Source organism: Curtobacterium sp. L6-1, from assembly GCF_018885305.1.
GTDB classification, from domain to species: Bacteria; Actinomycetota; Actinomycetes; order Actinomycetales; family Microbacteriaceae; genus Curtobacterium; species Curtobacterium aetherium.
Map to the genome: position 1 here is coordinate 780,201 of NZ_CP076544.1, position 26,168 is coordinate 806,368.

28 protein-coding genes are annotated in these 26,168 nt (G+C 72.2%); 24 read left to right on the forward strand and 4 right to left on the reverse strand.

Annotated elements, in window-relative coordinates:
• Window positions 1-228: 228 nt before the first annotated feature.
• A complete protein-coding gene (locus KM842_RS03670) occupies window positions 229-1,359 on the reverse strand; it encodes a glutamate--cysteine ligase (protein ID WP_216261042.1) in 1,131 nt (376 codons plus the stop codon).
• Window positions 1,360-1,453: 94 nt separating this feature from the next.
• On the opposite strand from KM842_RS03670, the gene KM842_RS03675 reads away from it, so the two are divergent.
• The 5 genes from KM842_RS03675 to trmD all read left to right on the forward strand — a co-directional run bounded on the left by KM842_RS03675 (window position 1,454) and on the right by trmD (window position 5,754).
• Window positions 1,454-3,568 carry an oxidoreductase gene (locus KM842_RS03675; RefSeq protein WP_253206233.1) on the forward strand — a complete coding sequence of 705 codons (2,115 nt, stop codon included), beginning with the start codon at window positions 1,454-1,456 and terminating at the stop codon, window positions 3,566-3,568.
• A gap of 269 nt (window positions 3,569-3,837) precedes the next feature.
• Complete coding sequence (gene rpsP, locus KM842_RS03680; protein ID WP_216261044.1) at window positions 3,838-4,248, forward strand: 30S ribosomal protein S16; 411 nt, start codon at window positions 3,838-3,840, stop codon at window positions 4,246-4,248.
• Between the two features lie 3 nt (window positions 4,249-4,251).
• Window positions 4,252-4,488: an RNA-binding protein gene (locus tag KM842_RS03685; RefSeq protein ID WP_110826143.1), complete on the forward strand. Its 237-nt coding sequence runs from the start codon at window positions 4,252-4,254 to the stop codon at window positions 4,486-4,488.
• Between the two features lie 19 nt (window positions 4,489-4,507).
• Window positions 4,508-5,062 carry a ribosome maturation factor RimM gene (gene rimM, locus KM842_RS03690; protein ID WP_216261046.1) on the forward strand — a complete coding sequence of 185 codons (555 nt, stop codon included), beginning with the start codon at window positions 4,508-4,510 and terminating at the stop codon, window positions 5,060-5,062.
• 2 nt (window positions 5,063-5,064) lie between these two features.
• Window positions 5,065-5,754 (forward strand): tRNA (guanosine(37)-N1)-methyltransferase TrmD, encoded by a 690-nt coding sequence (trmD, locus tag KM842_RS03695; RefSeq protein ID WP_216261048.1) that lies wholly within the window; start codon window positions 5,065-5,067, stop codon window positions 5,752-5,754.
• A gap of 175 nt (window positions 5,755-5,929) precedes the next feature.
• Here the strand turns inward: trmD and map are convergent, their stop codons facing one another.
• Window positions 5,930-6,721, reverse strand: coding sequence for a type I methionyl aminopeptidase (map, locus tag KM842_RS03700; protein ID WP_216261050.1), 792 nt, complete (start codon window positions 6,719-6,721; stop codon window positions 5,930-5,932).
• Window positions 6,722-6,888: 167 nt separating this feature from the next.
• Here map and rplS point away from each other — a divergent pair, with 167 nt between their 5' ends.
• The 9 genes from rplS (at window position 6,889) to KM842_RS03745 (ending at window position 14,107) form a co-directional block, all read left to right on the forward strand.
• Entirely contained in the window at window positions 6,889-7,242 is a 354-nt protein-coding gene (gene rplS, locus KM842_RS03705; protein ID WP_110826147.1) for a 50S ribosomal protein L19, read from the forward strand.
• A 158-nt stretch (window positions 7,243-7,400) separates the two neighbouring features.
• Complete coding sequence (lepB, locus tag KM842_RS03710) at window positions 7,401-8,150, forward strand: signal peptidase I (RefSeq protein ID WP_216261052.1); 750 nt, start codon at window positions 7,401-7,403, stop codon at window positions 8,148-8,150.
• The gene (rnhB, locus tag KM842_RS03715) at window positions 8,147-8,842 is read left to right on the forward strand and encodes a ribonuclease HII (RefSeq protein ID WP_216261054.1); all 696 of its coding nucleotides are present in this window, start codon (window positions 8,147-8,149) and stop codon (window positions 8,840-8,842) included. The genes lepB and rnhB overlap by 4 nt, the downstream gene beginning before the upstream one ends.
• Window positions 8,843-8,907: 65 nt before the next feature.
• Window positions 8,908-9,231, forward strand: coding sequence for a DUF2469 family protein (locus KM842_RS03720; protein ID WP_110826150.1), 324 nt, complete (start codon window positions 8,908-8,910; stop codon window positions 9,229-9,231).
• Window positions 9,232-9,309: 78 nt separating this feature from the next.
• On the forward strand, window positions 9,310-9,666 hold the full coding sequence (locus KM842_RS03725; protein ID WP_216261056.1) for a histone-like nucleoid-structuring protein Lsr2: 357 nt from the start codon (window positions 9,310-9,312) through the stop codon (window positions 9,664-9,666).
• Window positions 9,667-9,851: 185 nt separating this feature from the next.
• A complete protein-coding gene (locus KM842_RS03730) occupies window positions 9,852-10,238 on the forward strand; it encodes a YraN family protein (protein ID WP_216261058.1) in 387 nt (128 codons plus the stop codon).
• A complete protein-coding gene (locus tag KM842_RS03735; protein WP_216261060.1) occupies window positions 10,235-11,758 on the forward strand; it encodes a YifB family Mg chelatase-like AAA ATPase in 1,524 nt (507 codons plus the stop codon). Before KM842_RS03730 ends, KM842_RS03735 begins: the two co-directional genes overlap by 4 nt.
• Window positions 11,755-13,056, forward strand: a complete 1,302-nt coding sequence (locus KM842_RS03740; RefSeq protein WP_253206234.1) for a DNA-processing protein DprA — start codon at window positions 11,755-11,757, stop codon at window positions 13,054-13,056. The genes KM842_RS03735 and KM842_RS03740 overlap by 4 nt, the downstream gene beginning before the upstream one ends.
• Before the next feature lie 79 nt (window positions 13,057-13,135).
• Complete coding sequence (locus tag KM842_RS03745) at window positions 13,136-14,107, forward strand: tyrosine recombinase XerC (protein WP_216261063.1); 972 nt, start codon at window positions 13,136-13,138, stop codon at window positions 14,105-14,107.
• Here the strand turns inward: KM842_RS03745 and KM842_RS16015 are convergent.
• Window positions 14,057-15,394, reverse strand: coding sequence for a M23 family metallopeptidase (locus KM842_RS16015; protein WP_367397708.1), 1,338 nt, complete (start codon window positions 15,392-15,394; stop codon window positions 14,057-14,059). The genes KM842_RS03745 and KM842_RS16015 overlap by 51 nt on opposite strands.
• Between KM842_RS16015 and KM842_RS03755 the strand changes: the two genes are divergently transcribed.
• From KM842_RS03755 to KM842_RS03800, 10 genes are all read left to right on the forward strand, one after another.
• Window positions 15,279-16,721 carry a sugar porter family MFS transporter gene (locus tag KM842_RS03755; protein ID WP_253206235.1) on the forward strand — a complete coding sequence of 481 codons (1,443 nt, stop codon included), beginning with the start codon at window positions 15,279-15,281 and terminating at the stop codon, window positions 16,719-16,721. The two genes, KM842_RS16015 and KM842_RS03755, sit on opposite strands and share 116 nt — an antisense overlap.
• Window positions 16,722-17,004: 283 nt before the next feature.
• Window positions 17,005-17,919, forward strand: coding sequence for a 30S ribosomal protein S2 (rpsB, locus tag KM842_RS03760; protein ID WP_216261069.1), 915 nt, complete (start codon window positions 17,005-17,007; stop codon window positions 17,917-17,919).
• A 90-nt stretch (window positions 17,920-18,009) separates the two neighbouring features.
• Window positions 18,010-18,837 carry a translation elongation factor Ts gene (gene tsf, locus KM842_RS03765; protein ID WP_216261071.1) on the forward strand — a complete coding sequence of 276 codons (828 nt, stop codon included), beginning with the start codon at window positions 18,010-18,012 and terminating at the stop codon, window positions 18,835-18,837.
• Between the two features lie 105 nt (window positions 18,838-18,942).
• Window positions 18,943-19,662 (forward strand): UMP kinase, encoded by a 720-nt coding sequence (gene pyrH / locus KM842_RS03770; RefSeq protein WP_216261072.1) that lies wholly within the window; start codon window positions 18,943-18,945, stop codon window positions 19,660-19,662.
• A 54-nt stretch (window positions 19,663-19,716) separates the two neighbouring features.
• Window positions 19,717-20,271 carry a ribosome recycling factor gene (gene frr, locus KM842_RS03775; protein ID WP_111052922.1) on the forward strand — a complete coding sequence of 185 codons (555 nt, stop codon included), beginning with the start codon at window positions 19,717-19,719 and terminating at the stop codon, window positions 20,269-20,271.
• Complete coding sequence (locus tag KM842_RS03780; protein ID WP_216261075.1) at window positions 20,271-21,263, forward strand: phosphatidate cytidylyltransferase; 993 nt, start codon at window positions 20,271-20,273, stop codon at window positions 21,261-21,263. Before frr ends, KM842_RS03780 begins: the two co-directional genes overlap by 1 nt.
• Window positions 21,264-21,318: 55 nt before the next feature.
• On the forward strand, window positions 21,319-21,867 hold the full coding sequence (locus KM842_RS03785; protein ID WP_216261077.1) for a DivIVA domain-containing protein: 549 nt from the start codon (window positions 21,319-21,321) through the stop codon (window positions 21,865-21,867).
• Between the two features lie 159 nt (window positions 21,868-22,026).
• On the forward strand, window positions 22,027-22,917 hold the full coding sequence (locus tag KM842_RS15825) for an aggregation-promoting factor C-terminal-like domain-containing protein (RefSeq protein WP_253206236.1): 891 nt from the start codon (window positions 22,027-22,029) through the stop codon (window positions 22,915-22,917).
• Window positions 22,918-22,929: 12 nt separating this feature from the next.
• Window positions 22,930-23,235 carry an Rv1322 family protein gene (locus KM842_RS03795; RefSeq protein WP_216261079.1) on the forward strand — a complete coding sequence of 102 codons (306 nt, stop codon included), beginning with the start codon at window positions 22,930-22,932 and terminating at the stop codon, window positions 23,233-23,235.
• A complete protein-coding gene (locus KM842_RS03800) occupies window positions 23,232-24,005 on the forward strand; it encodes an alpha/beta hydrolase (RefSeq protein WP_216261081.1) in 774 nt (257 codons plus the stop codon). The genes KM842_RS03795 and KM842_RS03800 overlap by 4 nt, the downstream gene beginning before the upstream one ends.
• Before the next feature lie 155 nt (window positions 24,006-24,160).
• Here the strand turns inward: KM842_RS03800 and KM842_RS03805 are convergent, their stop codons facing one another.
• Window positions 24,161-26,017, reverse strand: coding sequence for a coiled-coil domain-containing protein (locus tag KM842_RS03805; RefSeq protein WP_216261082.1), 1,857 nt, complete (start codon window positions 26,015-26,017; stop codon window positions 24,161-24,163).
• Window positions 26,018-26,168: the final 151 nt, after the last annotated feature.

The following is a 26,168-nucleotide window of genomic DNA, read 5'->3' on the forward strand; positions in this document are numbered from 1 at the left end:
GCAGCTGACCGCGTCGTTCGACTTCCCGGTGACCGTCGACGCGTTCCGCTCCCGCTGGGATCGCGTCCGGGTCGAGGCGGTCCTCGGGGACACCGGGGCGAGCGTCGCCGGCGGTCGAGGTGCCGGTCGAGGGCTGACGCCCGCGACCACCGACGGACGGGAGGCACGGTGCCAGCCGGCACCGGGCCTCCCGTCCGCCCCGCCCCGCGGGATGCGGGGCGCTCGGGGTCAGAGCGAGTCGCTGAGCTCCGTGACCAGGTGCTGGACCACGGCGCGGAGGTCGCCGCCGTGCTCCTGCGCGACCGCGAGCTGCCGCTGGTACGAGGCGCCGCGCTCGATCATCGTGTCGAGGTGGTGCAGCTCCTCCTGGCAGCCGAGCCGTTCGGCGACCGGGTCGAGCCGGGCGACGAGGTCGTGCACCTCGTCGGTGACCAGCCGCTCGTCGCCGGCGACGTTCGTGATGATCTCGGCCTCCATGCCGTACCGGGCGGCGCGCCACTTGTTCTCGCGGACGAACCACGGCTGCATCGCCTGCAGCGTCTCGCCGGCGTCCAGGCGGTCCGAGCTCTCGGTGACCAGGCACTGCACGAGCGCGGTGACGGCGCCGACCTCGTGCAGGGTCGAGATGCCGTCGGACACGCGGTTCTCGAGCGTGCCCCACCCGGGCGACGGGCGGATGTCCCAACGCAGGTCCTTGACGCCGTCGACGACCCCGGTGTGCACGAGGTCGCCGACGACCTCCTCGAAGTTCGCCCAGGCGCCGAGCTGCGGCGGCAGGCCACCCGTCGGCAGCTGCTGGAACATGAGCGCCCGGTTCGACGCGTACCCGGTGTCGGTCCCGGCCCAGAACGGGCTCGAGGCCGTGAAGGCCTGCAGGTGCGGGACGTACCCGAGCATCGCGTTCATGATCGGGACGGCCTTGTCGCGGTCGTCGATGCCGACGTGCACGTGCACGCCCCAGATGAGCATCTGCCGACCCCACCAGCGCGTCCGGTCGATGAGCGTCGTGTAGTGCTCGCTGTCCGGGGTGATCTCCTGCTGGTCCCAGAGCGCGAACGGGTGCGTGCCCGAGCACATCACCTGCGCGCCGAGCGGTTCGGCGGCGTCGATGACCTCGGTGATGATGCCCGAGAGCTCACGGGTCGCGCTGCCCACCGAACGGTGCACGCCGGAGACGACCTCGACGGTGTTCGTGAGCAGTTCCTCGGTCACCCGGTCCGCGTCACCGAGCCGCTCCCGGACGGCCGCGAGCACGGCCGGTGCCCGCGGGGTGAGGTCCCCCGTCGCGCGGTCGACGAGGGGGAGCTCCCACTCGACGCCGATGGTCGACGGAGCGGATTCGGAGAACCGGATGTCCATGGGGCCATCCTGCCCGTCCCACCCGGCGGATCGACGGAGAGCCCGGCGTGTCCGCCCTGACGCGCACCCGGCGTCGTCGCCTAGTGTTCGTTGCGTGACCGCTGTCGTTCCGCCCGTCGCCGACGTGCCCGCCGAGCTCCGCACCGTCGCCTCGCCCTGGACGCTCGGCCCCCTCCGCCTGCCGAACCGGGTGGTGATGGGGTCGATGCACACCGGGCTCGAGGTCCGCGACGACGGTGGGGTCGCGATGGCTGCCTTCTACCGGGAGCGCGCGGCCGGGGGAGCCGCCTGCATCATCACCGGCGGCATCGCCGTGAACGACGAGGCCCGCGGCGGCCCCGACTTCGCGGTCTTCGGGGTCGACGGCGCCGACGACCGGTTCCGCACCGCGGTCGCGGCCGTGCACGACGAGGGCGGCACGGTCCTCGCGCAGCTCTTCCACGCCGGCCGGTACGCGCTTGTCGGCGGACTGCGGGACCGGCACGGCCGACCGCAGCGCGCCGTCGCACCGTCGGCGCTGCCCTGGGCCGCGGCACGGGGCGTGGTGCCCGAGGAGCTGACCGCCGACGAGGTCGAGCGCACCGTCGCCGACTTCGCCACCGCTGCCCGGACGGCCGCCGACCTCGGGTTCGACGGCGTCGAGATCATGGCGTCGGAGGGCTACCTCGTCAACCAGTTCCAGTCGCCGCTGACGAACCTGCGCGACGACGAGTGGGGTGGCACCCCCGCCAAGCGCCGACGGTTCGCCGTCGAGGTCGTCCGCGCCGTCCGCGCCGCCGTCCCGGACCTGGCCGTCACCATCCGGTTGTCCGGCGCCGACCTGATGCCCGGGTCCTCCACGGACGAGGACGTCGACGCCCTGGTGCTCGACCTGCTGCCGCTCGGGCTCGACGCGATCTCCGTCGGGATCGGTTGGCACGAGTCCCGCACCCCCACGATCCAGGCAGCGGTGCCGCACGGCGCGTGGATCGAGCAGGCGACCCGCATCGCCGACGTGGTGCGCGCGTCCGACCACCCGCACGTCGCGGTGATCGCCTCGAACCGGATGACGGACCTGCGCGACGGCGAGGCCGTGCTCGCCGACGGCCGGATCGACGCCGTGGCGCTCGCCCGGCCGTTCCTCGCGGACGCGGAGATCGTCGCCCGGTCCCTGACGGGCCGGTTCGACCTCGTGAACACGTGCATCGGCTGCAACCAGGCGTGCCTCGACCGGTCCGTCGTCGGTGCCCCGGTGTCGTGCCTGGTGAACCCGCGGGCCGCCCGCGAGCTGCTCTTCCCGCTCCGACCGACGGCCGCGCCGAAGCGGGTCGACGTCGTCGGTGGGGGACCGGCCGGGCTCGCGGCCGCCGTGGACGCAGCGCGCCGCGGGCACGACGTCCGGCTCTGGGAGGCCGCGGACGTGCTGGGTGGCCAGTTCGGTCTGGCGGCGGTCGTCCCCGGCAAGGAGGACTACGCCGGTCCCGTGCAGGCGGCGCGCGCGGAGCTGGCGGAGCGCGGGGCGACGGTGCACCTCGGTCGGCCGGCCACGATCGCGGACCTGGCTGACAGCGACGCCGTGGTGCTCGCGTCCGGGGTCGTCCCGCGCGAGGTGACGATCCCGGGCTCCGACCTGCCGCACGTGCTGACGTACGAGCAGACGCTCGAGGACGGGGTCCCGCCGGGGTCGGTCGCGATCGTCGGCGGTGGCGGGATCGGCGTCGACACCGCAGCCTTCCTCACCGAGTCGTCGGACGAGGCCGTCCGCGCCGCGGAGTTCGCCGCTCGGTGGGACGTGCCCGTGTCGGACCAGCTCGTCGGCGACCTGCCGCAGCGCCAGCCCACCGTGCCCCGGACGGTCCGGCCCGGACACCAGGTCACCGTGCTCCGCCGGTCCGGCAAGTTCGGGCAGGGCGTCGGGCTCACCTCGCGCTGGGTGGCGCTCGGTCGGCTCCGCGACGCGGGCGTCCGGATGGTCGGCGGCGTGCAGGAGTACCTGCGCATCGAGCCGGGCAGGCTGTGGATCCGCGACGAGGCCGGTGCCGAGGTCGCGGTCCCGGCGGACGTGGTCGTGCTGTGCGCCGGCCAGGAGGCGCGGGACGACCTGGTCACGGACCTGCGGTCCGCCGCGGTGCCGTTCGCGGTGGTCGGCGGCGCGCGGGACGCCCGGAGCGTCGACGCGGTGCGCGCCACGAGCGAGGCCCTCGAGGCGGTCCGGGCCCTCGCACCCTAGGACGCCCGGCGCCGTACCGTCGGGCGGACGGGACGACGGCGGGGCCCGGGCCCGACGCACGGGGCTCGACGCATCGGGTCCGAGGCATCGGCTCCGACGCGCCGGGGTCGGCGGCTCGCTTCCGGCTCGGGAATCTGCAAGAATGAACGGTCGAATCGTGTCCGCTCGACCCTCTATCCAGCGGATCACGTCTCTCCGAGCTTCCACCGTGTGTGCCCCCACGCCCGCGGTTCCGGTTCAACCACAACACGTACGCAACAGGAGTCATTGTGGCTGTCAAGATCCGTCTCAAGCGCCTCGGCAAGATCCGAGCGCCGTACTACCGCATCGTCGTCGCCGACTCGCGCACCAAGCGCGACGGTCGTGTGATCGAGGAGATCGGCAAGTACCACCCCACCGAGGAGCCCTCGTTCATCGAGGTCCAGTCCGAGCGTGCGCAGTACTGGCTCAGCGTCGGCGCGCAGCCGACCGAGCAGGTCGCCGCGCTGCTGAAGCTGACCGGTGACTGGGCCAAGTTCAAGGGCGAGAAGGACACCGAGTCCAAGGTCAAGGTCCGCGAGCCGAAGCCGGCCTTCACGGTCGACAGCTCGAAGAAGGCCGTCCTCAAGCCCAAGTCGGAGAAGACGGCTCCCGCCGCTCCGGCCGAGGCCGAGACCGCCGACGAGACGACCGAGGCGTAGTCCTTGCTCGAATCCGCGCTGACGCACCTCGTCAAGGGGATCGTCGATCACCCTGACGACGTGCGCGTCGCCAGCTCCACCTCCGCGCGGGGCGAGGTCCTCGAGGTGCGTGTGCACCCCGAGGACCTCGGCCGCGTGATCGGTCGCGCCGGTCGCACCGCGAAGGCGCTCCGCACGCTCGTCACGGCCCTGGCCGACGGCAAGCGCGTGCGGGTCGACGTGGTGGACAGCGATTCCTAGGGAGACGACCCAGCTCCGGGTGGGTCGCATCACGAAGGCACACGGGCTCAAGGGCGGCATCAAGCTCGAGCTCTACACCGACGACCCGGATCGTCGGTTCGTGCCGGGAGCGGTCTTCACGCTCCAGGTCCCCGACGACTCTCCCTGGTCGGGGAAGACCATCGCGCTCGAGGAGCTGCGCTGGTACAACTCGCACCCCGTCGCCTTCTTCGAGGGTGTCGCCGACCGGACCGCCGCCGAGACCCTCGCGCGGGCGATCCTCTGGGTCGAGCAGGACACCGAGGAAGAGACCGGCGAGGACGACGCCTGGTACGACCACCAGCTGGTCGGCCTGGCCGTGCTCCGCGACGGCGTGCAGGTGGGCACCGTCGCACGGGTCGACCACATGCCGGCGCAGGACCTGCTCGCGGTCGACACCGAGACCCGCGGCGAGGTCCTCGTGCCGTTCGTCGCGGCGATCGTCCCCTCGGTCGACCTGGACGCCGGCACCGTCACGGTCACGCCGCCCACGGGCCTCTTCGAGGAGCCCGAGGACACGAGCCGCCCCGAGACGGTCACCCCCACCGAGAGCTGATCGTGCGGATCGACATCGTCACGATCTTCCCCGAGTTCTTTGGGGTGCTCGACGTCTCGCTGGTCGGGAAGGCCCGGCAGGGCGGTCTGCTCGACCTGCACGTGCACGACCTGCGGTCGTGGACGACCGACCGGCACCGCACCGTCGACGACACCCCGTACGGCGGCGGTGCCGGCATGGTGATGAAGCCCGAGCCGTGGGCCCAGGCGCTCGACGCCCTGCTCCGGCCGGACGGGTCGTCGACGCTCGTCGTCCCGACCCCGGCGGGCACCCCCTTCCGGCAGACCATCGCACGCTCCCTCGCCGAGCACGACCACCTCGTCTTCGCCTGCGGGCGGTACGAGGGGATCGACGCCCGCGTGTTCGAGTGGGCCGCCGCCCGGAGCACCGTCGTCGAGCTGTCCCTCGGCGACTACGTGCTGAACGGCGGCGAGGTCGCCGCGATGGCGATGATCGAAGCCGTCGGACGACTGGTCCCGGGTGTCGTCGGCAACCCCGAGTCGCTCGTCGAGGAGTCGCACGAGGACGGCCTCCTCGAGTACCCCTCGTACACCAAGCCGGCCTCGTGGCGCGGGCTCGACGTCCCCGACGTCCTGCTCAGCGGGCACCACGGCCGGGTCGCCACCTGGCGGCACGAGCAGCAGGTGGAGCGGACGCGGCGCGTCCGGCCCGACCTGCTGCCGGACGCGTAGCGCTCTCGGCGCAGCGCCTGCCGGGTGGTCTGGCGCTGTCGGAGCCGGCGGTCCATCGGCACCGCGGAAGCGACAGACTGCCGCCGACCGTTCGAGGTGATCTGTCGCTTCCGCGGATCTGTCCGGGCCGACGGACGGGAGGCGCGGGGCGGGCCGCCACCGCGCCTCCCGTCCGTCAGACGGCCGCGTCGGCGCGCTGGGCGCGACGGAGGGTGAGCACCTCGGGGCCGGCCTCGGTCACCGCGACCGTGTGCTCGACGTGCGCCGCACGCGAGCCGTCGACGCTGCGCAGGGTCCACCCGTCGTCGTCCTGGACGAGTTCGTCGGTGCCCTGCATGAGCCACGGTTCGATCGCGACGACGAGGCCGGGACGGAGCTTCAGGCCGCGTCCGGGGCGCCCGTCGTTCGGGACGTGCGGGTCGCCGTGCATCGTCCGTCCGACGCCGTGGCCGCCGAACTGCAGGTTGACGCCGTACCCGGCCTGCCGGGCGACCGACCCGATGGCAGCCGAGACGTCCCCGAGCTTGTTGCCGGGTGCTGCCTGGGCGATGCCCGCGGCCAGGCACTGCTCGACCGTGGCGATGAGGCGCTGGTCCTCGTCGCGCTGCGTGCCGACCTGCACCGTCACCGCGGAGTCGGCGACCCAGCCGTCCACGCTCGCGGCGAAGTCGAGGCTCACCAGGTCTCCGTCGACGAGGACGCGGTCGTACGGGAGGCCGTGCAGGGCGGCGTCGTTGACCGACGTGCAGAGGTTCTTGCCGAACGGCGACCTGCCGAAGGACGGGTGGTAGTCGACGTAGCAGCTCTCGGCACCGCGGTCGGCGATCATCCGCGCGGCGACGCGGTCCAGGTCGAGCAGGTTCACGCCGACGTCGACCGTCTCGAGCAGGGCGTCGAGGACGTCGGCGACGAAGCGGCCCGCGACACGCAGTCCGTCGAGTTCGGCGGGGGTGCGGAGTTCGATCATGGGTCCATCCTGCCGGTTGGCTGCGGTGTGTCCCGTGTGGCAAGATGGATCTTCGTGCCCTGGCTTGACTCTGCCACGGGGGAGTCGCCGACACCGGGCACGCATCTCGTACTTTTCCGAATTCGATCCGCGGCGACCCGTGTGCGTCCGCAGGAAGTGACACCATCATGCAGCTGCTCGACCACGTGACCGCCGGTGCCCTGCGCACCGACCACCCCGACTTCCGCCCCGGCGACACCGTCAAGGTGCACGTCAACATCGTCGAAGGCACGCGCTCGCGTATCCAGGTGTTCCAGGGCGTCGTCATCGGCCGCCAGGGCCACGGCATCGGCGAGACCTTCACGGTCCGCAAGGTGAGCTTCCAGGTCGGCGTCGAGCGCATGTTCCCCGTGCACTCGCCGATCATCGACCACGTCGAGATCGTCACCCGCGGTGACGTCCGTCGCGCGAAGCTCTACTACCTCCGCGAGCTCCGCGGCAAGGCTGCCCGTCGCAAGATCAAGGAGAAGCGCGACAACTGATCGCCTTCACAGTGTGCCCCGGTCGACGGGGTCTGCTGCGAGCCCCCCGCCGATGTACGGTTGTGCAACGGCGGGGGGCTCGTCCGTTCCCGGAGCCCGCCGTTCCCGGTGGTCTCGTGTCCCGGAGCGTTCCCGGGGACAGGGCGACGAGAGTGAAGATGACGGACACGACTGAGGGCGAGACCCGTCGCCCGCGCAGCGCGAAGAAGGCCCGGAACGGCGTGCTCACCTTCCTGCGCGACCTGGTGATCATCTTCATCGCGGCCCTCCTCGTCTCGTTCCTGGTCAAGACCTTCCTGATCCGCTCGTTCTACATCCCATCGGCGTCGATGCAGAACACGCTGCAGATCAACGACCGCGTGATCGTCAACGAACTCGTGCCGGACACCGTGGCGCTCAAGCGCGGGGACGTCGTCGTGTTCAAGGACCCGGGCGGCTGGCTCTCCGGCGAGCAGCTGCCGAACGTCACCCCGGCATCGCCCGTCGGCAAGGCCGCGGACTGGCTGCTCACGCAGGTCGGCCTCGGGACCGGCGACAGCGACGACCACCTCATCAAGCGCGTCATCGGTCTGCCGGGCGACGAGGTCGAGTGCTGCAACGACCTCGGGCAGATGTCCGTGAACGGCGTGCCGATCACCGAGCCGTACCTGAAGCTGCCGGCCGGTGACACCCGTGCCTCGCTCACCGACTTCTCGGTGACGGTGCCGAAGGGCACGATCTGGGTGATGGGCGACAACCGCAACGACTCGAAGGACTCGCGGTACAACGGCGACACCCCGTCGAAGGGCTTCGTGCCGCTGTCCGACGTGACCGGCCGTGCCTTCGTGATCTCCTGGCCCGCCAGCCGCTGGGAGTGGCTCGACGACCACCCCGAGGTCTTCGCCGGCGTGGAGGAGCGGGACCGGTGACCGCGGTCCGGCCCTCGCTGCGCCTCGAGAAGTCCCTCTTCGCCGCGGGCCGGGTGACGGTCATCGGCGTCGACGAGGTCGGTCGCGGCGCCATCGCCGGGCCGGTCGGCGTCGGGGCGGCCGCGGTCACGGTGGACGTGCGCCGGGTGCCGCAGGGCCTCGCCGACTCCAAGCTCCTCTCGCAGGCACGGCGCACCGCCCTGGTACCCGCCGTCACGCGGTGGGCGCGCACCTCGGTCGGCATGGCGTCCGCGAAGGTCGTCGACGACCAGGGCATCGTCGCCGCACTGGGGCTCGCCGGCGCCCGCGCCATCGCTTCCCTGGTCGAGGACGGCGTCTCGCTCGACGGCGCCGTGGTGCTGCTCGACGGGTCGTTCGACTGGCTCTCGCGGGCACTGCCCGCCGAGCACCGTCCGCTCGACGTGCAGGTCCGCGTGAAGGCCGACCGAGACTGTGCCTCCGTCGCCGCGGCGTCCGTCGTCGCGAAGGTCGCTCGGGACGACCTGATGACCGCCGCGCACGAGGACGCGCCGCACTACGCGTGGGCGTCGAACAAGGGGTACGGGTCGACCGCGCACTACGACGCCATCCGCGCCGTCGGCCCGCACGCCCTGCACCGGACGACATGGCTGCACGCGGCCTCGAGTGTCGCGCTCGACGGCTTCGAGGAGCTCGACAGCCTGGTCGGCTGACCGTCGACGCGGTTCTGCCCGAGGGGCGGTCCGTGCGCCCGGCGGCGCTCTAGACTGGTCGCGCGATGGATGACGAAGAATTCGACGACTACGACCGCGAGGTCGAACTTGCCCTGTACCGCGAGTACCGCGACGTCGTGGGGCAGTTCCGGTACGTGGTCGAGACGGAGCGACGGTTCTACCTGGCGAACGAGGTCGAACTGGTGCGTCGGGACACCGAGCACGACTTCTACTTCGAATTGACGATGAACGACGTTTGGGTGTGGGACGTCTACCGTTCCGACCGTTTCGTGAAGTCGGTCCGGGTGCTCACGTTCAAGGACGTCAACGTGGAAGAACTCACCGCGCGGGAACTCGAACTGCCGAAGGAACTCGCACTCGACGAGTAGAACGCGCCGCCGTATTCCGGCATTCTTCGCACTCCTGCGTTAACCTTGGTGCGTACCACCACCTTGAAGGAGTGAGAAATGGCGCAGAAGGTCACTGTCCAGCTCGTCGACGATCTCGACGATTCGCCGATCGCCGCTGGCGATGGCCGTACGGTCGAGTTCGCGTTCGACGGTTCGTCCTACGAGATCGACCTGTCGAACGACAACGTGGACAAGTTCCGCGACGCGATCTCGGACTACATCGCCGCGGCGCGCAAGACCGCCGGGCGTCGCACCGGTTCGACGGGCAAGGCCTCGGGCTCGGGTTCGCCGAAGCGCGGCAACTCCGAGGAACTCGGCAAGATCCGCGAATGGGCGAAGGAGAACGGGTACGAGGTTTCTTCTCGTGGGCGTATCTCGACGCAGGTGCAGGAAGCGTACGCAGCCGCACACTGAGCATCTCGACCGGCGGTCACCGCCGGTCACGGCACGAGCCGGACATTCCGTGAGGAATTGTCCGGCTCTTGTCGTTCCCGGCCTTTCCGGAAGGCATTCCTGCACAGGACGGTCGTTCCGCTGCGTCATCCACAGTTCCGTGGACCGAGTGCACTTTGTTCGTGCTCGGACGAGAACGTGGACGCATGAGGAATCGTGCAGAACCATCCGCCTCCGTCGATCCGCGCAGGACCACGGGACGCACCGGGGAAGACCACGCCGTGGAGTGGCTCGGGCGGAACGGCTTCACCGTCATCGACCGGAACTGGCGGTGTGCCCGGGGTGAGGTCGACATCGTCGCGCGGCACGGCGACGCCGTCGTCTTCGTCGAGGTCAAGACGCGGACGGGGCAGGGGACCGGGCACCCGCTCGAAGCGGTGACACCCCGCAAGCTGGCACGTCTCCGGCAGCTGGTGCCCGCGTGGTTCTCCGCGCACCGTGACCAGACGGCGCGGACGATCCGGATCGACTGCGTCGCGGTCACCGTCATCGACGACCACGTCGCGATCGAGCACGTCGAGGGCGTCGCGTGAGCGACATCGGGCGCACCTCGGCGGTGGCGCTCGTCGGGGTGCAGGGGAGCCTCGTCGAGGTGGAGGCGCACCTGACCAGCCAGCTCCCGACCTTCAGCATCATCGGTCTGCCCGATGCGTCCCTCGGGGAGGCCCGGGAGCGCGTGCGGTCGGCGGCGGCGGTCGCGGACTGCCCGCTGCCGTCCCGGCGGATCACGGTGAACCTCACGCCGGCGAGCGTGCCGAAGCGCGGTTCGGGGTTCGACCTCGCCATCGCCATGGCGGTCCTGGCGGCTGCGGGCACGGCCCCGGGAGCGGACCGGCGCACCGTGTACGTCGGGGAGCTCGGGCTCGACGGCCGGGTCCGCCCGGTACCGGGGATCATCCCGGTCGTCCTCGCGGCGCGCGCAGCGGGCGTGGACCGGGTCGTCCTGCCGGTCGGGAACCTCGCCGAGGCGCAGGCGGTCCCCGGTGTGGCGCTCACCGCCGTGGACTCGCTCCGGTCGGCCGCCATCGACGCCGGCGCGGCCCTGCCGGAGGGGTTCGTCGACCCGGTGCTGCCGCCGCCCGCGCCCGACGACACGCGTCCACCGGCCGAACTCGCCGACGTCGTCGGCAACGCCGTCGGCGTCCGGGCCGTCGTCGCCGCAGCCGCCGGGGGACACCACGTGCTGCTGCTCGGCCCGCCCGGGGCCGGCAAGACCATGCTGGCCGAGCGGTTGCCGGCCCTGCTGCCCGACCTCGAACCGGACGCCGCGCTCGAGGTGGCGGCGGTGCGCTCGGTCGCGGGACACGGTGCGCGATCGTGGACCCGTCGACCGCCGTGGGAGGCGCCGCACCACTCCGCCTCGGCAGCCGCGCTCATCGGCGGGGGGAGCGGGCAGCTCCGGCCGGGTGCGGTGTCGCGCGCGACCCGGGGAGTCCTCTTCCTCGACGAGGCCACCGAGTTCCCGCGCGTGGTGCTCGACGCGCTCCGCCAGCCGTTGGAGTCCGGGCGCATCACGGTGCACCGCGCCGGCGGCTCGGCCGAGTTCCCCGCCCGGTGTCAGCTGGTCCTGGCGGCGAACCCCTGCCCGTGCGGGAACGCCGGTGCGCTCGGTGGTCCGCCGTGCACGTGCGTGCCGAGTGCCGTCCGGCGGTACCTCGGCCGACTCTCCGGCCCGCTCCTCGACCGGATCGACATCCGTGTCGCCGTGCCGCGGGTCACCACCGGGACGCTGCGGGCGAGCGAGGGCGCGACACCGAGCACGGCGGAGGCGAAGCGGGTCGTGGACGACGCGCGAGCGCGGATGCGCGACCGGCTGCACGGGACCGGGTGGAGCCGGAACGCCGAGGTCAGCGGACCGTGGCTGCGGGAGGACGGGCGAGCGGCACCCGGCGCCACCGAGGTGCTCGACCGGGGGCTCGACATCGGGACGCTGACGATGCGGGGCTGGGACCGGGTGATGCGGCTGGCGTGGACGATGGCCGACCTCACCGGGGACGAACGCCCCGAGCGGCGGCACGTCGAGCGGGCGCTGGCGTTGCGGACCGCGCTGTGACCGGCGTGCACGGAGGCAGCGTGCACGCCGCCGCCGGGCGTGGTGGTCGGAACGCCGTGCTCGCGCGCCTGCGGGCGGAGGCGGTGCGTTCGGGGAAGGTGGACGAGGACGAGGTCCTCGCGCGGGTCGCGTGGTCGACCGTCGTCGAGCCGGGGGACCGCGACGCCGGGGAACTGGTCGGTCGGCTCGGCGCGGGCAGGTCCGTCCGCGCGGTGCTCGACGCGCTCGACGCCGGGCCGGGCCTCCTGGGGGAGCTGCTCGTCGAGGCGGGCCTCCCGCTGACGGACGACGCCGAGGACGACAGCCGTGCGGAGCTCGCTCGCCAGACCGCTGCGGCCCTCGTCCCCGCCCTCGACCGGTGGCGGCACCGAGTGCGGCGGCTCGACGTCGACGCCGTGCTGCACGCCGCCGAGGCCGTCGGGTGCTCCCTCGTGCTGCCCGGGGACGAGGACTGGCCGCCCGGGATCGACGACCTCGGCCCGCACGCACCGCTCGTGCTCTGGCGGCGCGGTGGGGACCACCTCGACACCCGGCCCGCCGTGTCCGTCGTCGGTGCGCGGGCGAACACCGTGCTCGGGGCCGAGGCAGCGGCGGAGGTCGCCTCGGCCGCCGTCGACGCCAGCTGCCTGGTTGTCTCCGGTGGCGCGTACGGCATCGACGCCGTCGCGCACCGCGTGGCGCTCGGTGCGGGGGCACCGACCGTCGCCGTCCTGGCGGGAGGCATCGACCAGCTCTACCCGGCGGCGAACGCCCCGATGCTGCGGACGATCGCCGAGCGCGGGGCCCTGTTCGCGGAGTGTCCGCCCGGCACCCGGCCGTCACGGTGGCGCTTCCTGGCGCGCAACCGGCTCATCGCCGCGATGGGGACCGTGTCGGTCGTGGTCGAGGCCGGCGCCCGCTCCGGGGCGCTGAACACCGCGCACCACGCCGGGCAGCTCGGCCGACCGGTGTTCGCCGTTCCGGGTCCGTACTCGTCCTCGGCGTCGGTGGGCTGTCACCGGCTGGTCGCGGACCGGCGGGCCGAGCTCGTCGTGCACCCGCGCGACCCCGCCGACGCCGCGCTCCGGGCCTGGTCGGGAGACGACACCGCCGTGGACGCCGAGGTGCCGATCACCGGCGCCCGGGTCGACCCGGACGTCCTCCGTGCGGTCGATGCCCTCGGCCGCCGTCGTCCGGTCCCGCTCGACGAGGTCGTGCGGCGGTCGGGTCTGTCCCTGTCCGACGCGACCGACGCACTCGCCCTCGCCGAACTGCAGGGGTTGGTCGAGCGCGGGCCGACGGGGTGGCGCGTCGTGTGACCGGGACGGCGTCCGCCGGCCCGGCAGCGGAGTGGTGTGGTGCGACCGGCGCGCTGCCGACCGCCGTACGCTGACGAGCATGCGTGACGACGGAGAGCGGGGGACCGCAGCGGGGCGCGGCCTCGGGGCTGCCGTCACCGCCTTCCTGGACCACGGGCGTCACGCCCGGGGGCTCAGCGAGCAGACCGTCCGGGCCTACCGGGCAGACCTCGAGGACCTCGTGGAGTTCGCCGCGGGGCGCCGGCTCCTCGCCGTGGAGGACGTCACGCTCGACCTCCTCCGCGACTGGCTGTGGACGGCGAACCAGCGTGGGCTCGCCCGGTCCACGATCGCCCGTCGGAGTGCCTCGGTCCGGGCGTTCACCCGGTGGGCGAGTGAGTCGGGGGTCCTCGCGGTCGACCCCGGCGTGCGGCTCCGCGCACCGAAGGGAGCCGCGCACCTGCCACGCGTCGTGACGCAGGACCAGGTGCGGGCGATGCTCGACGGCCTCGACGTCCGGGCTGCCGGCGACGACCCGGGAGCGCTCCGTGACCGCGCCGTCGTCGAGCTCCTCTACGCCGCGGGCATCCGCGTCAGCGAGCTCGTCGGGTTGGACGTCGCCGACCTCGACCGGGAGCGCCTGACCGTGCGCGTCCTGGGCAAGGGCGGGAAGGAGCGCGTCGTGCCGTTCGGGACGCCGGCGCGGGACGCCCTCGAGGCGTGGCTGGAGCGCGGCCGACCCGCACTCATCCCCACCGGCCCGAGCAGGGACGGGGCCCGACCGGTGGCGGCCGGGGATGCGCTGTTCCTCGGCGACCGCGGAGCACGGCTCGGGACGCGCGGCGCCTACCGCATCGTCGCCCGCGTCCTCGAGGCGCTGCCCGGTGCCGGGCCGAGCGGGCCGCACACCTTCCGCCACACCGCGGCCACGCACCTGCTCGACGGGGGAGCGGACCTCCGCGCCGTCCAGGAGCTGCTCGGGCACGCGAGCCTCGGCACCACGCAGATCTACACGCACGTGTCATCCGCCCGGCTCCGCGAGGTGTACCGGACCGCGCACCCGCGGGCCTGACCACGCGCGGACCCGTCCCGGTCGGCGTCGACCCCGGTCCACAGCGCGTGCGCCCGCCGTCCCGTCCGGCAGCAGGACCGGCCACTCCGCCGGCGTCAGGAACGGCAGCGGGTCGACGTAGCGTCCGTCGACCCGGGCCCCGAGGTGCAGGCAGGGCGTCGCGGACGCGCAGTGCCCAGGTCCGGCGGTGCCGACCCGCTGGCCCCGCTCCACCGGGTCACCCTTCCGCACGGTCGGCTCCACCGGGTCGAGGGTGCTCACGAGGCCGTCACCGTGGTCCACGGTGACGACGGACCGACCGCCCACGGGACCCGCGAAGGCGATGGTGCCGGCGTCCGGAGCGACCACCGGCGTCCCCGGCGGCGCGGCGACGTCGAGGCCGCGGTGCCCGGGGCCGTAGTCGGAGGTCGGTGCCTCCCAGGGGCGCTGCACGACCCGGGTGCGGGTCGGCCAGTCCCAGTGGACCTCCCGGGACCGTGCTGACCCGCCCGGTGTCGATGCCGCTCCGGCTCCGCGCCCGGGAGGTTCCGCCGCAGCGGTGGGCGCGGGCCCTGCGACCGCGCCCGCCACCGGGAGCGCCGCGAGGACGGCCACGAGGACGGCCACGAGGACCGCCGCGACCGACAGCCCGACCGGCGACCGCCGCCGACCGAGCCACCGACGCGACGGAGCGACGCGCCCGGAGGCCGCAGCACGCCGCCGCCGTGGGCGGGCACTCGATCCCCAGCTGCCCTCGCCGCGCTGGCTGCGCTGGCTGCGCTGGCTGCGTTGGCCGCGCTGGCTGCCCTGGCCGCCGAACGCCTCCCCGCACTCGCGGCACCCGCCGCCACCCGCCCCGCGCTCCATGCCGCCAGCGTGGCGGCTGGCGGGCTGACCGCGACGTCGCCGCGACCGACCTGTGGAGAGCGCCCCGCGCCTGCCGTCCGGTGCAGGAGTGCCCCGTGCCCCGTGCCCCCGTGCTCCCGGACCCCGAGGTCCGCGCGCGCCGCTGTCCCGGAGGTGCCCCGCGCCGTCCCGGAGCTGCCCCGCACCGTTCCCGATGTGCTCCCGAGCCGCCGAAGGGGTACTGTCGGGGCCGCTCCGGACACCGCAACGCCGCTCGGTCGGCGATCCAGTCGACCGCCGGGGCACCGTGCACCACCCGGCACGGCGGCGGGAACCCAGGAGCATCGTGTCGACCAGGACCACCGAGCACGGCGAGGACCGTGCGTTCAAGGGGAAGGTCACACTGTTCGCCATCGCGGCGGCGGTCGGTGGCTTCCTCTTCGGATTCGACTCGTCCGTCATCAACGGCGCGGTCGAAGCGATCAAGGGTGAGTTCGGCCTGTCCGAGGCGGCGAGCGGCTTCGCGGTCGCGTCGGCTCTGATCGGCTGTGCGTTCGGCGCCTACTTCGCCGGCCGGCTCGCCGACCGCTGGGGTCGCACCCGCGTCATGTTCTGGGCGGCGGTGCTCTTCTTCGTCTCCTCGATCGGCTCCGGCTTCGCGTTCGCCACGTGGGACTTCGTCCTGTGGCGCCTCATCGGCGGTCTCGGTATCGGTACTGCGTCGGTCATCGCACCGGCGTACATCTCCGAGGTCTCCCCGAAGGCGATCCGTGGGCGGCTGGCCTCGTTCCAGCAGCTCGCCATCACCCTCGGTATCTTCGCCGCCCTGCTGTCCGACCAGTTCTTCGCCGTCACGGCCGGCAGCGCCTCGGCCGAGGTCTTCGGTCTGCCCGCGTGGCGCTGGATGTTCCTGGTCGGCGTGATCCCGTCGATCGTCTACGGCGTCCTCGCGATCGTGCTGCCGGAGTCGCCGCGCTACCTGCTCACCAAGGGCCGGTCCGACGACGCACGTGACGTCATGACGAAGATCGTGCCGCGCGACACCGTGAACACGAGCCTGGAGGAGATCCAGGACGGCATCGAGAAGGAAGCCAACGAGAAGAAGGGTTCCGTCCGCGGCAACCGCTTCGGTCTGCAGCCCATCGTCTGGGTCGGCATCATCCTCGCCGTGCTGCAGCAGTTCGTCGGCATCAACGTGATCTTCTACTACTCGACCACCCTCTGGCAGGCCGTCGGGTTCAAGGAGAGCGACTCGTTCCTCATCTCCACGATCACCTCCGTGGTCAACGTGGCGGTGACGTTCATCGCGATCTTCCTGGTGGACAAGGTCGGTCGCAAGCCGCTGCTGGTCGCCGGTTCCGCGGGCATGTTCGTGTCGCTGACGATGGTCGCCATCGCGTTCTCGCAGTCGGTCATGGTCGACGGCGAACCGAGCCTGCCGGGCGCGTGGGGCATCATCGCGCTCATCTTCGCGAACCTCTTCGTCGTCTCGTTCGGCGCCACCTGGGGTCCGCTCATGTGGGTGCTCCTGGGCGAGATGTTCCCGAACCGCATCCGAGCGACCGCGCTCGGCATCGGGTCGGCCGCCAACTGGGTCGCGAACTTCGTCGTCACGATCACCTTCCCCGTCCTGTCGAGCTTCAACCTCACGGTCACGTACGGCATCTACGCGCTGTTCGCCCTCATCTCGTTCTTCTTCGTCATCGCGAAGATCCCCGAGACGAAGGGCCGCTCCCTCGAGGAGATGGGCATCAGCGCCGAGGGCGACACCGTGGGCGCCAAGTCCTGACACACCCGTTCCACGTCCGGGAGGCCCGGATCACGTGCGCCGCGTCGCGCGCGTGATCCGGGCCTCCCGTTCTGTTAGCATTCATCCAGCAGCGCGCTGAGCGCGCTGACTTCGCGTGTCCACCACCGCCGGCCTCCGGCGCGTCCTGTGACCACCGGTCCTGCTCTCACGAGCGGGCGGTCGCACGGGCAGGGCACCAGGGACCACGACCACCGGTCGTGATCGACACAACCGCAACCGTGCACACGGCTCGTTCCGTGTGCCGAGAACAAGGAGGGACGGCATGGCCGTCGTCACCATCCGCCAGCTGCTCGACAGCGGCGTCCACTTCGGACACCAGACCCGTCGGTGGAACCCGAAGGTGAAGCGCTTCATCCTCGCCGAGCGCTCGGGCATCCACATCATCGACCTGCAGCAGTCGCTGGCCTTCATCGACCGCGCGTACGACTTCGTCAAGGAGACGGTCGCGCACGGTGGCACGATCCTCTTCGTGGGCACCAAGAAGCAGGCCCAGGGCTCCATCGCCGAGCAGGCGACCCGCGTCGGCCAGCCGTACGTCAACCAGCGTTGGCTCGGCGGTCTGCTCACGAACTTCCAGACGGTCTCCAAGCGCCTCGCGCGCATGAAGGAGCTCGAGGAGATCGACTTCGACGACACGACGAAGGGCTTCACCAAGAAGGAGCTCCTCATCAAGAAGCGCGAGCTGGACAAGCTCCACAAGACCCTCGGTGGTATCCGCAACCTCACGCGGACCCCGAGCGCGCTCTGGATCGTCGACACCAAGAAGGAGCACCTCGCCGTCGACGAGGCGCAGAAGCTCGGGATCCCGATCATCGGCATCCTCGACACCAACTGCGACCCGGACGAGATCACGTACCCGATCCCGGGCAACGACGACGCGATCCGTTCCGTCGGCCTCCTGACCCGCATCGTCGCCGACGCCGCGGCCGAGGGCCTCAAGACCCGCCACAACGGTGGCGACGACGAGTCCTCCGAGCCGCTGGCCGAGTGGGAGCAGGAGCTCCTCTCGGGCGACGCCGCCGGTCAGACGACGGGCGAGGGCGCCACGGTCCAGGAGAACGACGCCGACGCGCAGGTCGCAGCGAAGGAGATCGGCGAGCCGATCGCCGACGCCGACAAGAACGCCGAGCCGACGGCCGAGGCCGCCAAGGCCGCGGAGACCACCCCCGCCGAGTGAGCACCAGGGGCGCCGGACCGACACCGGTCCGGCGCCCCTGCCTCGCTCCCCACTCTCCACACACGCACAGTCCAGAAAGGACTCCAGTCAATGGCAAACTTCACCGCTGCTGACGTGAAGAAGCTCCGCGAGGACCTCGGCGCCGGCATGATGGACGCCAAGAACGCCCTCGTCGAGGCTGACGGCGACTACGACAAGGCCGTCGAACTGCTCCGCATCAAGGGTGCGAAGGCCGTCGCCAAGCGCGACGACCGCGCGACCTCCGAAGGTGTCGTCGTCGCGTCCGCCGACAACGGCGCCGCCACGGTCGTCGAGCTCGCCAGCGAGACCGACTTCGTCGCGAAGAACGAGAAGTTCACGACGCTCGCCGACAAGGTGCTCGGTGCGGTCGCCGCTGCCGGTGCCACCGACGTCGCCTCGGCGAACGCGGCCCCGCTCGACGGCAAGACCGTCCTCGAGGTCGTCAACGAGAGCGCCGCCGCACTCGGCGAGAAGCTCGAGGTCCGCACGGTCCGCCGTGTCGAGGGCTCGGCCTTCGAGATCTACCTGCACAAGACCAGCCAGGACCTGCCGCCGCAGATCGCCGTCGTCGTCGCCTACGAGGGTGACAACGCCGCCGAGGCCCGCTCGATCGCGCAGCACGTCGCGTTCGCGAACCCGTCGTACCTGACGCGCGACGAGGTCCCGGCCGACGCCGTCGAGAAGGAGCGCGCGACCGTCGAGGCGATCACGCGCGAGGAGGGCAAGCCCGAGGCCGCCCTCCCGAAGATCGTCGAGGGTCGCGTCAACGCCTTCATCAAGGGCATCTCGCTCCTCGACCAGGACTACGCGAAGGACAACAAGATCTCCGTCGCGAAGGCCGCCGAGAACGCCGGCATCACGATCCAGGGCTTCGCCCGCGTCAAGGTCGGCGCGTAACGAACCCATGACGGGGCCAGGAACCAACCGGTTCCTGGCCCCGTTGTCGTGCGCCGCGGCGCACCGAGTAGATTTCCACGAGACCACGACGAAGGGTGCCCTGACATGACCGACGAGAAGACCGGACGCCGACGAGTCCTGCTGAAGCTCTCCGGGGAGGCGTTCGGCGCCGGGTCCCTGGGCGTGAACCCCGAGGTGATCAGCACCATCGCGAAGGAGATCGCCCTCGCCGCGAAGGAGGTCGAGGTCGCGGTCGTGGTCGGCGGCGGCAACTTCTTCCGCGGGGCCGAGCTGTCCCAGAGCGGCATGGACCGTGGTCGCGCCGACTACATGGGCATGCTCGGCACCGTCATGAACGCCCTCGCGCTGCAGGACTTCCTCGAGCAGGCCGGGGCCGCCACGCGCGTGCAGTCCGCGATCGCGATGACCCAGGTCGCCGAGCCGTACATCCCGCGGCGTGCCGAGCGGCACCTCGAGAAGGGGCGCATCGTCATCTTCGGCGCCGGCGCGGGCCTGCCGTACTTCTCGACCGACACCGTCGCGGCGCAGCGCGCGCTCGAGATCGGCGCGACCGAGGTCCTCGTCGCGAAGAACGGCGTCGACGGCGTCTACTCCGCCGACCCGAAGAAGGACCCGACCGCAGAGAAGCTCCACCACGTCACGTACCAGGACGCGCTGCTCAAGGGGCTGAAGGTCGTCGACGCCACCGCCTTCTCGCTCTGCATGGACAACGGCATGCCGATGCACGTGTTCGGCATGGAGGGCGAGGGCAACGTCCGCGCCGCGATCCAGGGCGAGCGCATCGGCACCGTCGTCAGCAACTGACCGGCTCCGTGCCGCCGACTGACTAGACTCGACCCGTACCGAAGGAGAACCACCGTGATCAGTGACGTCATGACCGAGGCGACCGAGAAGATGGCGAAGGCCGTCGACGTCGCCAAGGACGACTTCGCCACCGTCCGCACCGGCCGCATCAACGCGGCGCTCTTCCAGAAGATCCCGGTCGAGTACTACGGTTCGCCGACCCCGCTCGCGCAGCTCGCGTCGCTCCAGACGCCGGAGGCACGCACCCTCATCGTGACGCCGTACGACAAGTCGGCGCTCAAGGAGATCGAGCGTGCGATCGCGACGTTCCCGAACCTCGGCGCCAGCCCGACGAACGACGGCGAGATCGTCCGCGTGACGATCCCCGAGCTCTCGGCCGAGCGTCGCAAGGAGTTCGTGAAGATCGTCAAGGGCAAGGGTGAAGACCACAAGGTCGTCCTCCGCAACATCCGACGCAAGGCCAAGGACGACCTCGACGCGTTGAAGGGCGAGGTGTCCGACGACGACATCGCCCGCAGCGACAAGGAGCTCGACGCGCTGACGAAGAAGCACGTCGACCAGATCGACGAAGCCCTGAAGAAGAAGGAAGCCGAACTCCTCGAGGTCTGATGCGCCGTCCGGACCAGGGCGGCGACCGCCCCACATCAGATGACCGCCGCACGACGGGGTTCCGCCAGGACTTCGATGCGCGGGCGAGGGCGGCCCGGAGTGACTTCGAGGCGCAGATCCGCCAACGCCGCGCCGAGTTCGGTGCACGCAACGAAGCACTGACGGCACGGACCGGACGCAACCTGCCGGCGGCCATCGCGATCGCCCTCGCGTTCGCGGTGGTCATGCTGGCGTCGCTGCTGCTGTTCAAGCCGTCCTTCATGGTCGTCGCGGCGTTCCTGCTCGGTGTCGGCGTCTACGAGCTGGCGAGCGCGATGCGCTTCGCCGGCCGTGACGTCCCGCGGGTGCCGAGCGTGGCGGTCGCCGTCGCCACGGTCCCCGCAGCCTTCCTCGGCGGTCAGGACTGGGCGCTCTTCACGCTGCTCGGCGGCGTGGTGTTCATCTCTGCCTGGCGCCTGGTCGAGGTCGCCGTCTCCCGCACCAGGCCGTCGGCCAGCAGCGTGGTGCGGGACCTCACCAACGGTCTGTTCGTCCAGGCGTACGTGACCCTGCTCGGCGCCTGCGTCGTCCTGCTGTCGGCACAGGACCGCGGCGAACTGTGGGTCGTCGCCTTCATCCTCGTGGTGGTCGCGGTCGACACCGGCGCGTACGCCACGGGGATCAACCTCGGCAAGCACCCGATGGCCCCGCGGATCAGTCCGAAGAAGACCTGGGAGGGGTTCGGCGGGTCGGTCGGCGCGAGCATCATCGTCGGCATCCTGGTGACCTGGCTCATGCTCGGGTTGCCCTGGTGGACGGGCATCATCCTCGGAGTGCTCATCTCCGGCTCGGCGACGCTCGGGGACCTGACCGAGTCGATGATCAAGCGCGACCTCGGCATCAAGGACATCTCGTCGTTCCTGCCCGGACACGGCGGCTTGCTCGACCGGATCGACAGCATCCTGCCGTCGGCAGCGATCGCCTACCTGCTGTACCTCGTCGTCAACCACTGACCGGGGCTCCGCGCGTCCAGGAAGTGCTCCGGGAGACACCTGGCACAATGGCGCCGTGCCTTCGACGTTCCCGACTGCCCCCCGCTCGGTCCTCGGCTACGACGCTGACGAGGTCGAGCGTTTCCTCGAGGACGCTCGGCGTGCCTACACCGCCAACGACAGCGCCCCGGGGATCGAAGCCGCCAAGATCCGTGCGACCGCGTTCTCGATGCGCAAGGGCGGCTACTCCACCCAGCACGTCGACGCCGCGCTCGAGCGTCTCGAGGACGCCTTCGCCGCCCGTGAGCGCGAGCGGGAGATCGCCGACGTCGGGCAGAAGGCCTGGTACGCGGAGGCCCGCGGCAAGGCATCCGACGTCGTCGCCCGGCTGGGGCGCCCGGACGGGCAGCGGTTCCAGCGTGTCAGCTTCCTCACGACCGGCTACCACCCGAAGGACGTCGACGCGTTCTCCCGCCGCCTGCACGGCTACTTCAAGGACGGGAAGCCCCTCAGCCTGACCGAGGTGCGCTCGATCGTCTTCCGCCCGAAGCACGGCGGTTACCGCGAGGCGCAGGTCGACGCGCTGCTCGACGCCGTCGTCGAGGTCATGCTCGCGGTGCGCTAGGGCGACACCGCGCGAATCACCGTCCCCAGGTGCTTCGCTTTCCGTGATCGTTCCGTTATCCTGGTCGAACTCATGGGCAGGCACACGGCAGACACTCGATCCGACCGCGGAACCCGCGAGCTGCACGATCACGCGATCGTCAGCGAGCGCCGAGCGGCGATGATCCGCAACCGCACGGCGGCGACCCCGGTCGTCCGCCCGACCTCGGCACCGCAGACGGAGCAGCACCACGCGCCCGTCGTCGCACCGGTGTCCGTGGCCGCCAACCGCGTCTCCGACGCCGCAGCCGCGCGCGCCGCTGCCGCTCCGACCGCCACCCGCGTGGTCCGTCGTGCCCGCGCCCGTTCGGTCGCCCCGACGAAGCCGACGACCCCGCGGTCGTTCAACGGCTTCATCCGCCAGCGCTCGACGATCCCCGCGCTGTCCTTCTTCGCCGTGTCGGCCTTCGTCGGCGGGTCGCTCTTCAACCCCATGCAGACCGACGCCGCCTCGGCCGCGCCGGTGCTCGCCCCGGCGCCGATCTCGACCCCGCAGCAGTTCTCCGCACACGGCACGTACGGCGACTTCGACGCGGCACGCGACGGGTTCGACGTGACGAAGCCTGCGCCGAAGCCCACGCCGACGCCAACGCCGACGCCCATGGCGACCGCCGAGGCCGACGCTGACGCCGCCACCACCGACACTACGACGACCGAGACGGCCGCGCCGCAGCAGGCCGCGCCGGCCGTGCCCGCGGTCGCGACGCCCGATCCGGGCAGTGCACAGGCCATCGCCCAGCAGATGGTCGCCGCGCGCGGGTGGGGCAACGACCAGTTCAGCTGCCTCGTCTCCCTCTGGAACAAGGAGTCCGGCTGGCGGGTGAACGCCTACAACCCGAGCGGTGCGTACGGCATCCCGCAGTCGCTCCCGGGCAGCAAGATGGCCTCGGTCGGCGCCGACTGGCAGACCAACCCGGCCACGCAGATCACCTGGGGCCTGAACTACATCACGGGCGTGTACGGCACCCCCTGCGGCGCCTGGGCGCACAGCGTCTCCTACAACTGGTACTGATCGGCGGTCGCGGTGCCGCGGAGCAACAGGCCGCGGCGTCCGCGCGGCCGTGGACACGAAGAATCGACGGAGGACGCCGGCCTCGATCGCCTGATGGGCGGATGGCGCCGGACGGAGTTCCGCCGGGGTCGTGAGTGGTCGGTGCAACCGGTCTCGGCTGCGTCCGCGCAGAAGGAGTACCGTTGCCCCGGGTGCACGCTGACCATCGAGCCGGGGACCGCCCACGTCGTGGTCTGGCGCGCTGACGGGGTGCTCGGTGACGCCGCCGACCTCGCGGCGCGTCGGCACTGGCACCACCACTGCTGGAGCATCGAATGAACGACGACGCGACCGCGTCCGAGCAGACCGCGGCAGACGCCGAGATCCGGTCGGGAACCGTGCTGCCCGCACGCCGCACGGACATCGAGCTGGTCACCGACGACCACCTGACGCTCGTGGGGGAGCTGGCCGAACCGCTCGACCGCCCCGCGCGGGGGATCCTGGTCACGCTGCACCCCCTGCCGACCGCGCACGGTTTCATGGACTCGCACGTGCTCAAGAAGGCGGCTGCACGGTTGCCGGAGCTCGCCGACATCGCCGTGCTGCGCTTCAACTTCCGCTCGGTCACCTCGCCCCGGGGCACGTCGGAAGGCTCGTTCGGTGACGGCGTGTCCGAGGGCTTCGACCTGCGCGCCGCCGTGCACGAGGTCGTCGACCGCGGCCTGCCGACGCCCTGGCTGGTCGGCTGGTCCTTCGGGACCGAGGTGATCCTCAAGCACGCCCGCGAACACGTCGATGCCGGGCACGTCGCGGGCGTCGTCCTCCTGTCCCCGCCGCTGCACCGGACGTCCGACGACGAACTGCGTCGGTGGGCGGACGTCGGTGTCCCGGTCGTCGCACTCGTCCCCGAGCACGACGACTTCCTGCAGCCGGAGGAGGCCGCACGACGGTTCGCGATCGCTCCCACCGTGCGGGTCGTCCCGGTTGCGGGCGCGAAGCACCTGTGGGTGGGGGAGAAGTACGTGCGGATCGTCCTCGACGCCCTGGCCGACCTCGTCGTGCCGGGCACCGCACCCCTGCCCACGACCTGGTCCGACCCCTCCGCCTGACCAGGCCGGACCGCGCCGCCGGGGCCGGACCGCGCCGCCGGGGCCGGACCGCGCCGCCGGGGCCGGGGCCGGACGACGACAACCGCGCCACGGAACGAGACGGGCGCGGCCGGACGGTGTCCGACCGCGCCCGTGGCACGTGTGCTGGTGCGGCATCAGCGCCCGCCGTCGGCCTGCCCTGCGACCGCGTCCTCGTCGTGGGATCCGGCGGCCGTCCCGGGAGCGCCCTGCTCGTCGATCACCCCGGCCGCGTGGCTGAGCACCCCGCGCAGGTTCTCGAGGTAGCCGGCCACGGCCTCCCGTTCGGTCCGGATGGCCGCGAGCCGGTCCTCCGCCTCGGCGAGGAGGGCAGCGGTCCGCTCCTCGGCGTCGGCGACCAGGCGGTGCGCACGTCCCTGGGCGTCGCGGACGAGGTCGGCGGCCTGCTCCTGGGCGGTCCGCTCGTGCTCCCGCGCCAGGTCGGCGGTCTCGCGCTCGAGTCGGTCAGCCGTCTCGCGGGCCGTCGCTGCCCGACGCGTCGCCTCGGCGAGCTGCAGGTTCGCCTCGTCCAGGTACTTCTGCGTCTCGGTGACCGTCGCGCGGTGTCGCTCCAGGTACTCCTGCTCGGCGTCGTCGCGGCGCGCGGCCAGTTCGGTCTCGAGTGCGGCCCGTGCCTCGTCGCGTTCGCGCTCGAGGGTCGCGTGGGCCTCGTCGCGTTCCTGAGCGAGTCCGGCGCGTGCGGTGTCGATCTCCTGACGCAGCGCGGCGCGCTCGGCGAACAGGCCGTCGAGCTCCGCGGTCCGGCGGTCCGCGATCTCGGTGTCGACCTCGGCGTGCTCGCGCTCACGGCGGGCGGCGAGCTCGTTCTCGTGCTCCCGCGCGGCGCGGTCGGCCGCAGCCTCGGCCGCTTCGCGCTCGCGCTCGATGCGGGCGAGGTGCTCCGCGGTCTCCCGCTCGATGCGGTCGGTGGTCTCCTGCACGCGGCGGGCGTTCTCGGCGGCGGTCTGCTCGGTGTCCACGCGGAGCTGTGCGCGGGCCGCCTCGACCTCCTGCTCGAGGGCGGTGCGTGCCCCGGCGAGTTCGCGGTCCCAGCCAGCACGGGCCTCCGCGAGCTCCTCGTCGACGGTGCGGCGGCGGTCGTCGAGCTCGGCGGCGAGGTCGGCGCGGCGCCGGTCCACCTCGGCTGCGAGGTCGGCGCGGCCGGTCTCGAGCTCGAGCTCGAGCGCCCGGCGGGCCTCGCCGTGCTCGCGGTCCCACGCCGTGCGGGCCTCGGTCAGCGTCCGGTCGAGCGACTCGCGGCGCGTCGACTCCTCGCGGTCGAGGTCCTCGAGGCGTCGTGCCTGGTCGGCCTCGAACACGCTCCGGCGGTGCTCGGTCTCGCGGTCGAGGTCGGCGGCGGCACGGCGGGCCTCGGCGGACTCGCGCTGCGCGACCTCCCGGAGCTCGGCGACCTCGTGCTCGACCTGCGCCCGGAGCGCCGTGGTCTCGCGGATGGCGACCGAGCGGACCTCGGCGGCCTCGGTGACCGCGGCCCCACGGACGGCGGCGGCCTCGTTGCGGGCGTCGTGCACGAGGACACCGGCCTCGGAACGGGCACGCTCGACGGTGTCGGCAGCCTCGGCACGGGCCCGGGACAGCTCGTCCGTGGCGCGGGTGCGGGCGTCCTCGAGCGTGTCGTGGGCTTCGTCGCGGGCCTCGCGGAGCGTGCGCTCGGCCTCGGCACGGCTGGAGGCACGGAGGCGCTGGGCGTCGATGTCGGCCTGGCTGATCAGTCGGGTGGACTGCTCCTCGGCCACGCGGAGGGTGGACTCGAGTCGGGTGCCGAGCCCGCTGTAGGTCGGGGTGCCGGCCTCGTCGAGCTCGCCCTGCAGGTCTGACACGCGGGACTGCAGGAGGCGGATCTCCTTCGCCGCCTCGGCGCGGTCGGTGTTCGACTTGATGAGCTCGCGGCGGAGGTCGTTCAGAGCACGGTCGACCTCGTCCTTGCGGTAGCCCCGCAGTTCGGTCCCGAACTCTGCCTCGTCGTTCGCCACGCGTCGCTCCCTGCGGTCGTCCCGGACCGCCCCGTGCAGCCCGGACACCGATTGTAGTGGTGCCGCACCTGCGGGCCCTGAGGCCGCTGGACCGTTCCGGAGGGCGGCGGAGGGCTCCGGGGATGCGCCTCCCAGCTGTCCTGGGTAACCT

Coding starts and splice junctions, on each gene's coding strand:
- KM842_RS03730 (WP_216261058.1), top strand. CDS start 9,852: ATGAGGAATCGTGCAGAACCATCCGCCTCCGTCGATCCGCGCAGGACC.
- rplS (WP_110826147.1), top strand. CDS start 6,889: ATGCAGCTGCTCGACCACGTGACCGCCGGTGCCCTGCGCACCGACCAC.
- KM842_RS03725 (WP_216261056.1), top strand. CDS start 9,310: ATGGCGCAGAAGGTCACTGTCCAGCTCGTCGACGATCTCGACGATTCG.
- pyrH (WP_216261072.1), top strand. CDS start 18,943: ATGACCGACGAGAAGACCGGACGCCGACGAGTCCTGCTGAAGCTCTCC.
- rpsB (WP_216261069.1), top strand. CDS start 17,005: ATGGCCGTCGTCACCATCCGCCAGCTGCTCGACAGCGGCGTCCACTTC.
- map (WP_216261050.1), bottom strand. CDS start 6,721: ATGATCGAACTCCGCACCCCCGCCGAACTCGACGGACTGCGTGTCGCG.
- tsf (WP_216261071.1), top strand. CDS start 18,010: ATGGCAAACTTCACCGCTGCTGACGTGAAGAAGCTCCGCGAGGACCTC.
- KM842_RS03780 (WP_216261075.1), top strand. CDS start 20,271: ATGCGCCGTCCGGACCAGGGCGGCGACCGCCCCACATCAGATGACCGC.
- KM842_RS16015 (WP_367397708.1), bottom strand. CDS start 15,394: ATGACGGACGAGTCGAATCCGAAGAGGAAGCCACCGACCGCCGCCGCG.
- KM842_RS03720 (WP_110826150.1), top strand. CDS start 8,908: ATGGATGACGAAGAATTCGACGACTACGACCGCGAGGTCGAACTTGCC.
- KM842_RS03670 (WP_216261042.1), bottom strand. CDS start 1,359: ATGGACATCCGGTTCTCCGAATCCGCTCCGTCGACCATCGGCGTCGAG.
- KM842_RS03745 (WP_216261063.1), top strand. CDS start 13,136: ATGCGTGACGACGGAGAGCGGGGGACCGCAGCGGGGCGCGGCCTCGGG.
- KM842_RS15825 (WP_253206236.1), top strand. CDS start 22,027: ATGATCCGCAACCGCACGGCGGCGACCCCGGTCGTCCGCCCGACCTCG.
- KM842_RS03800 (WP_216261081.1), top strand. CDS start 23,232: ATGAACGACGACGCGACCGCGTCCGAGCAGACCGCGGCAGACGCCGAG.
- lepB (WP_216261052.1), top strand. CDS start 7,401: ATGACGGACACGACTGAGGGCGAGACCCGTCGCCCGCGCAGCGCGAAG.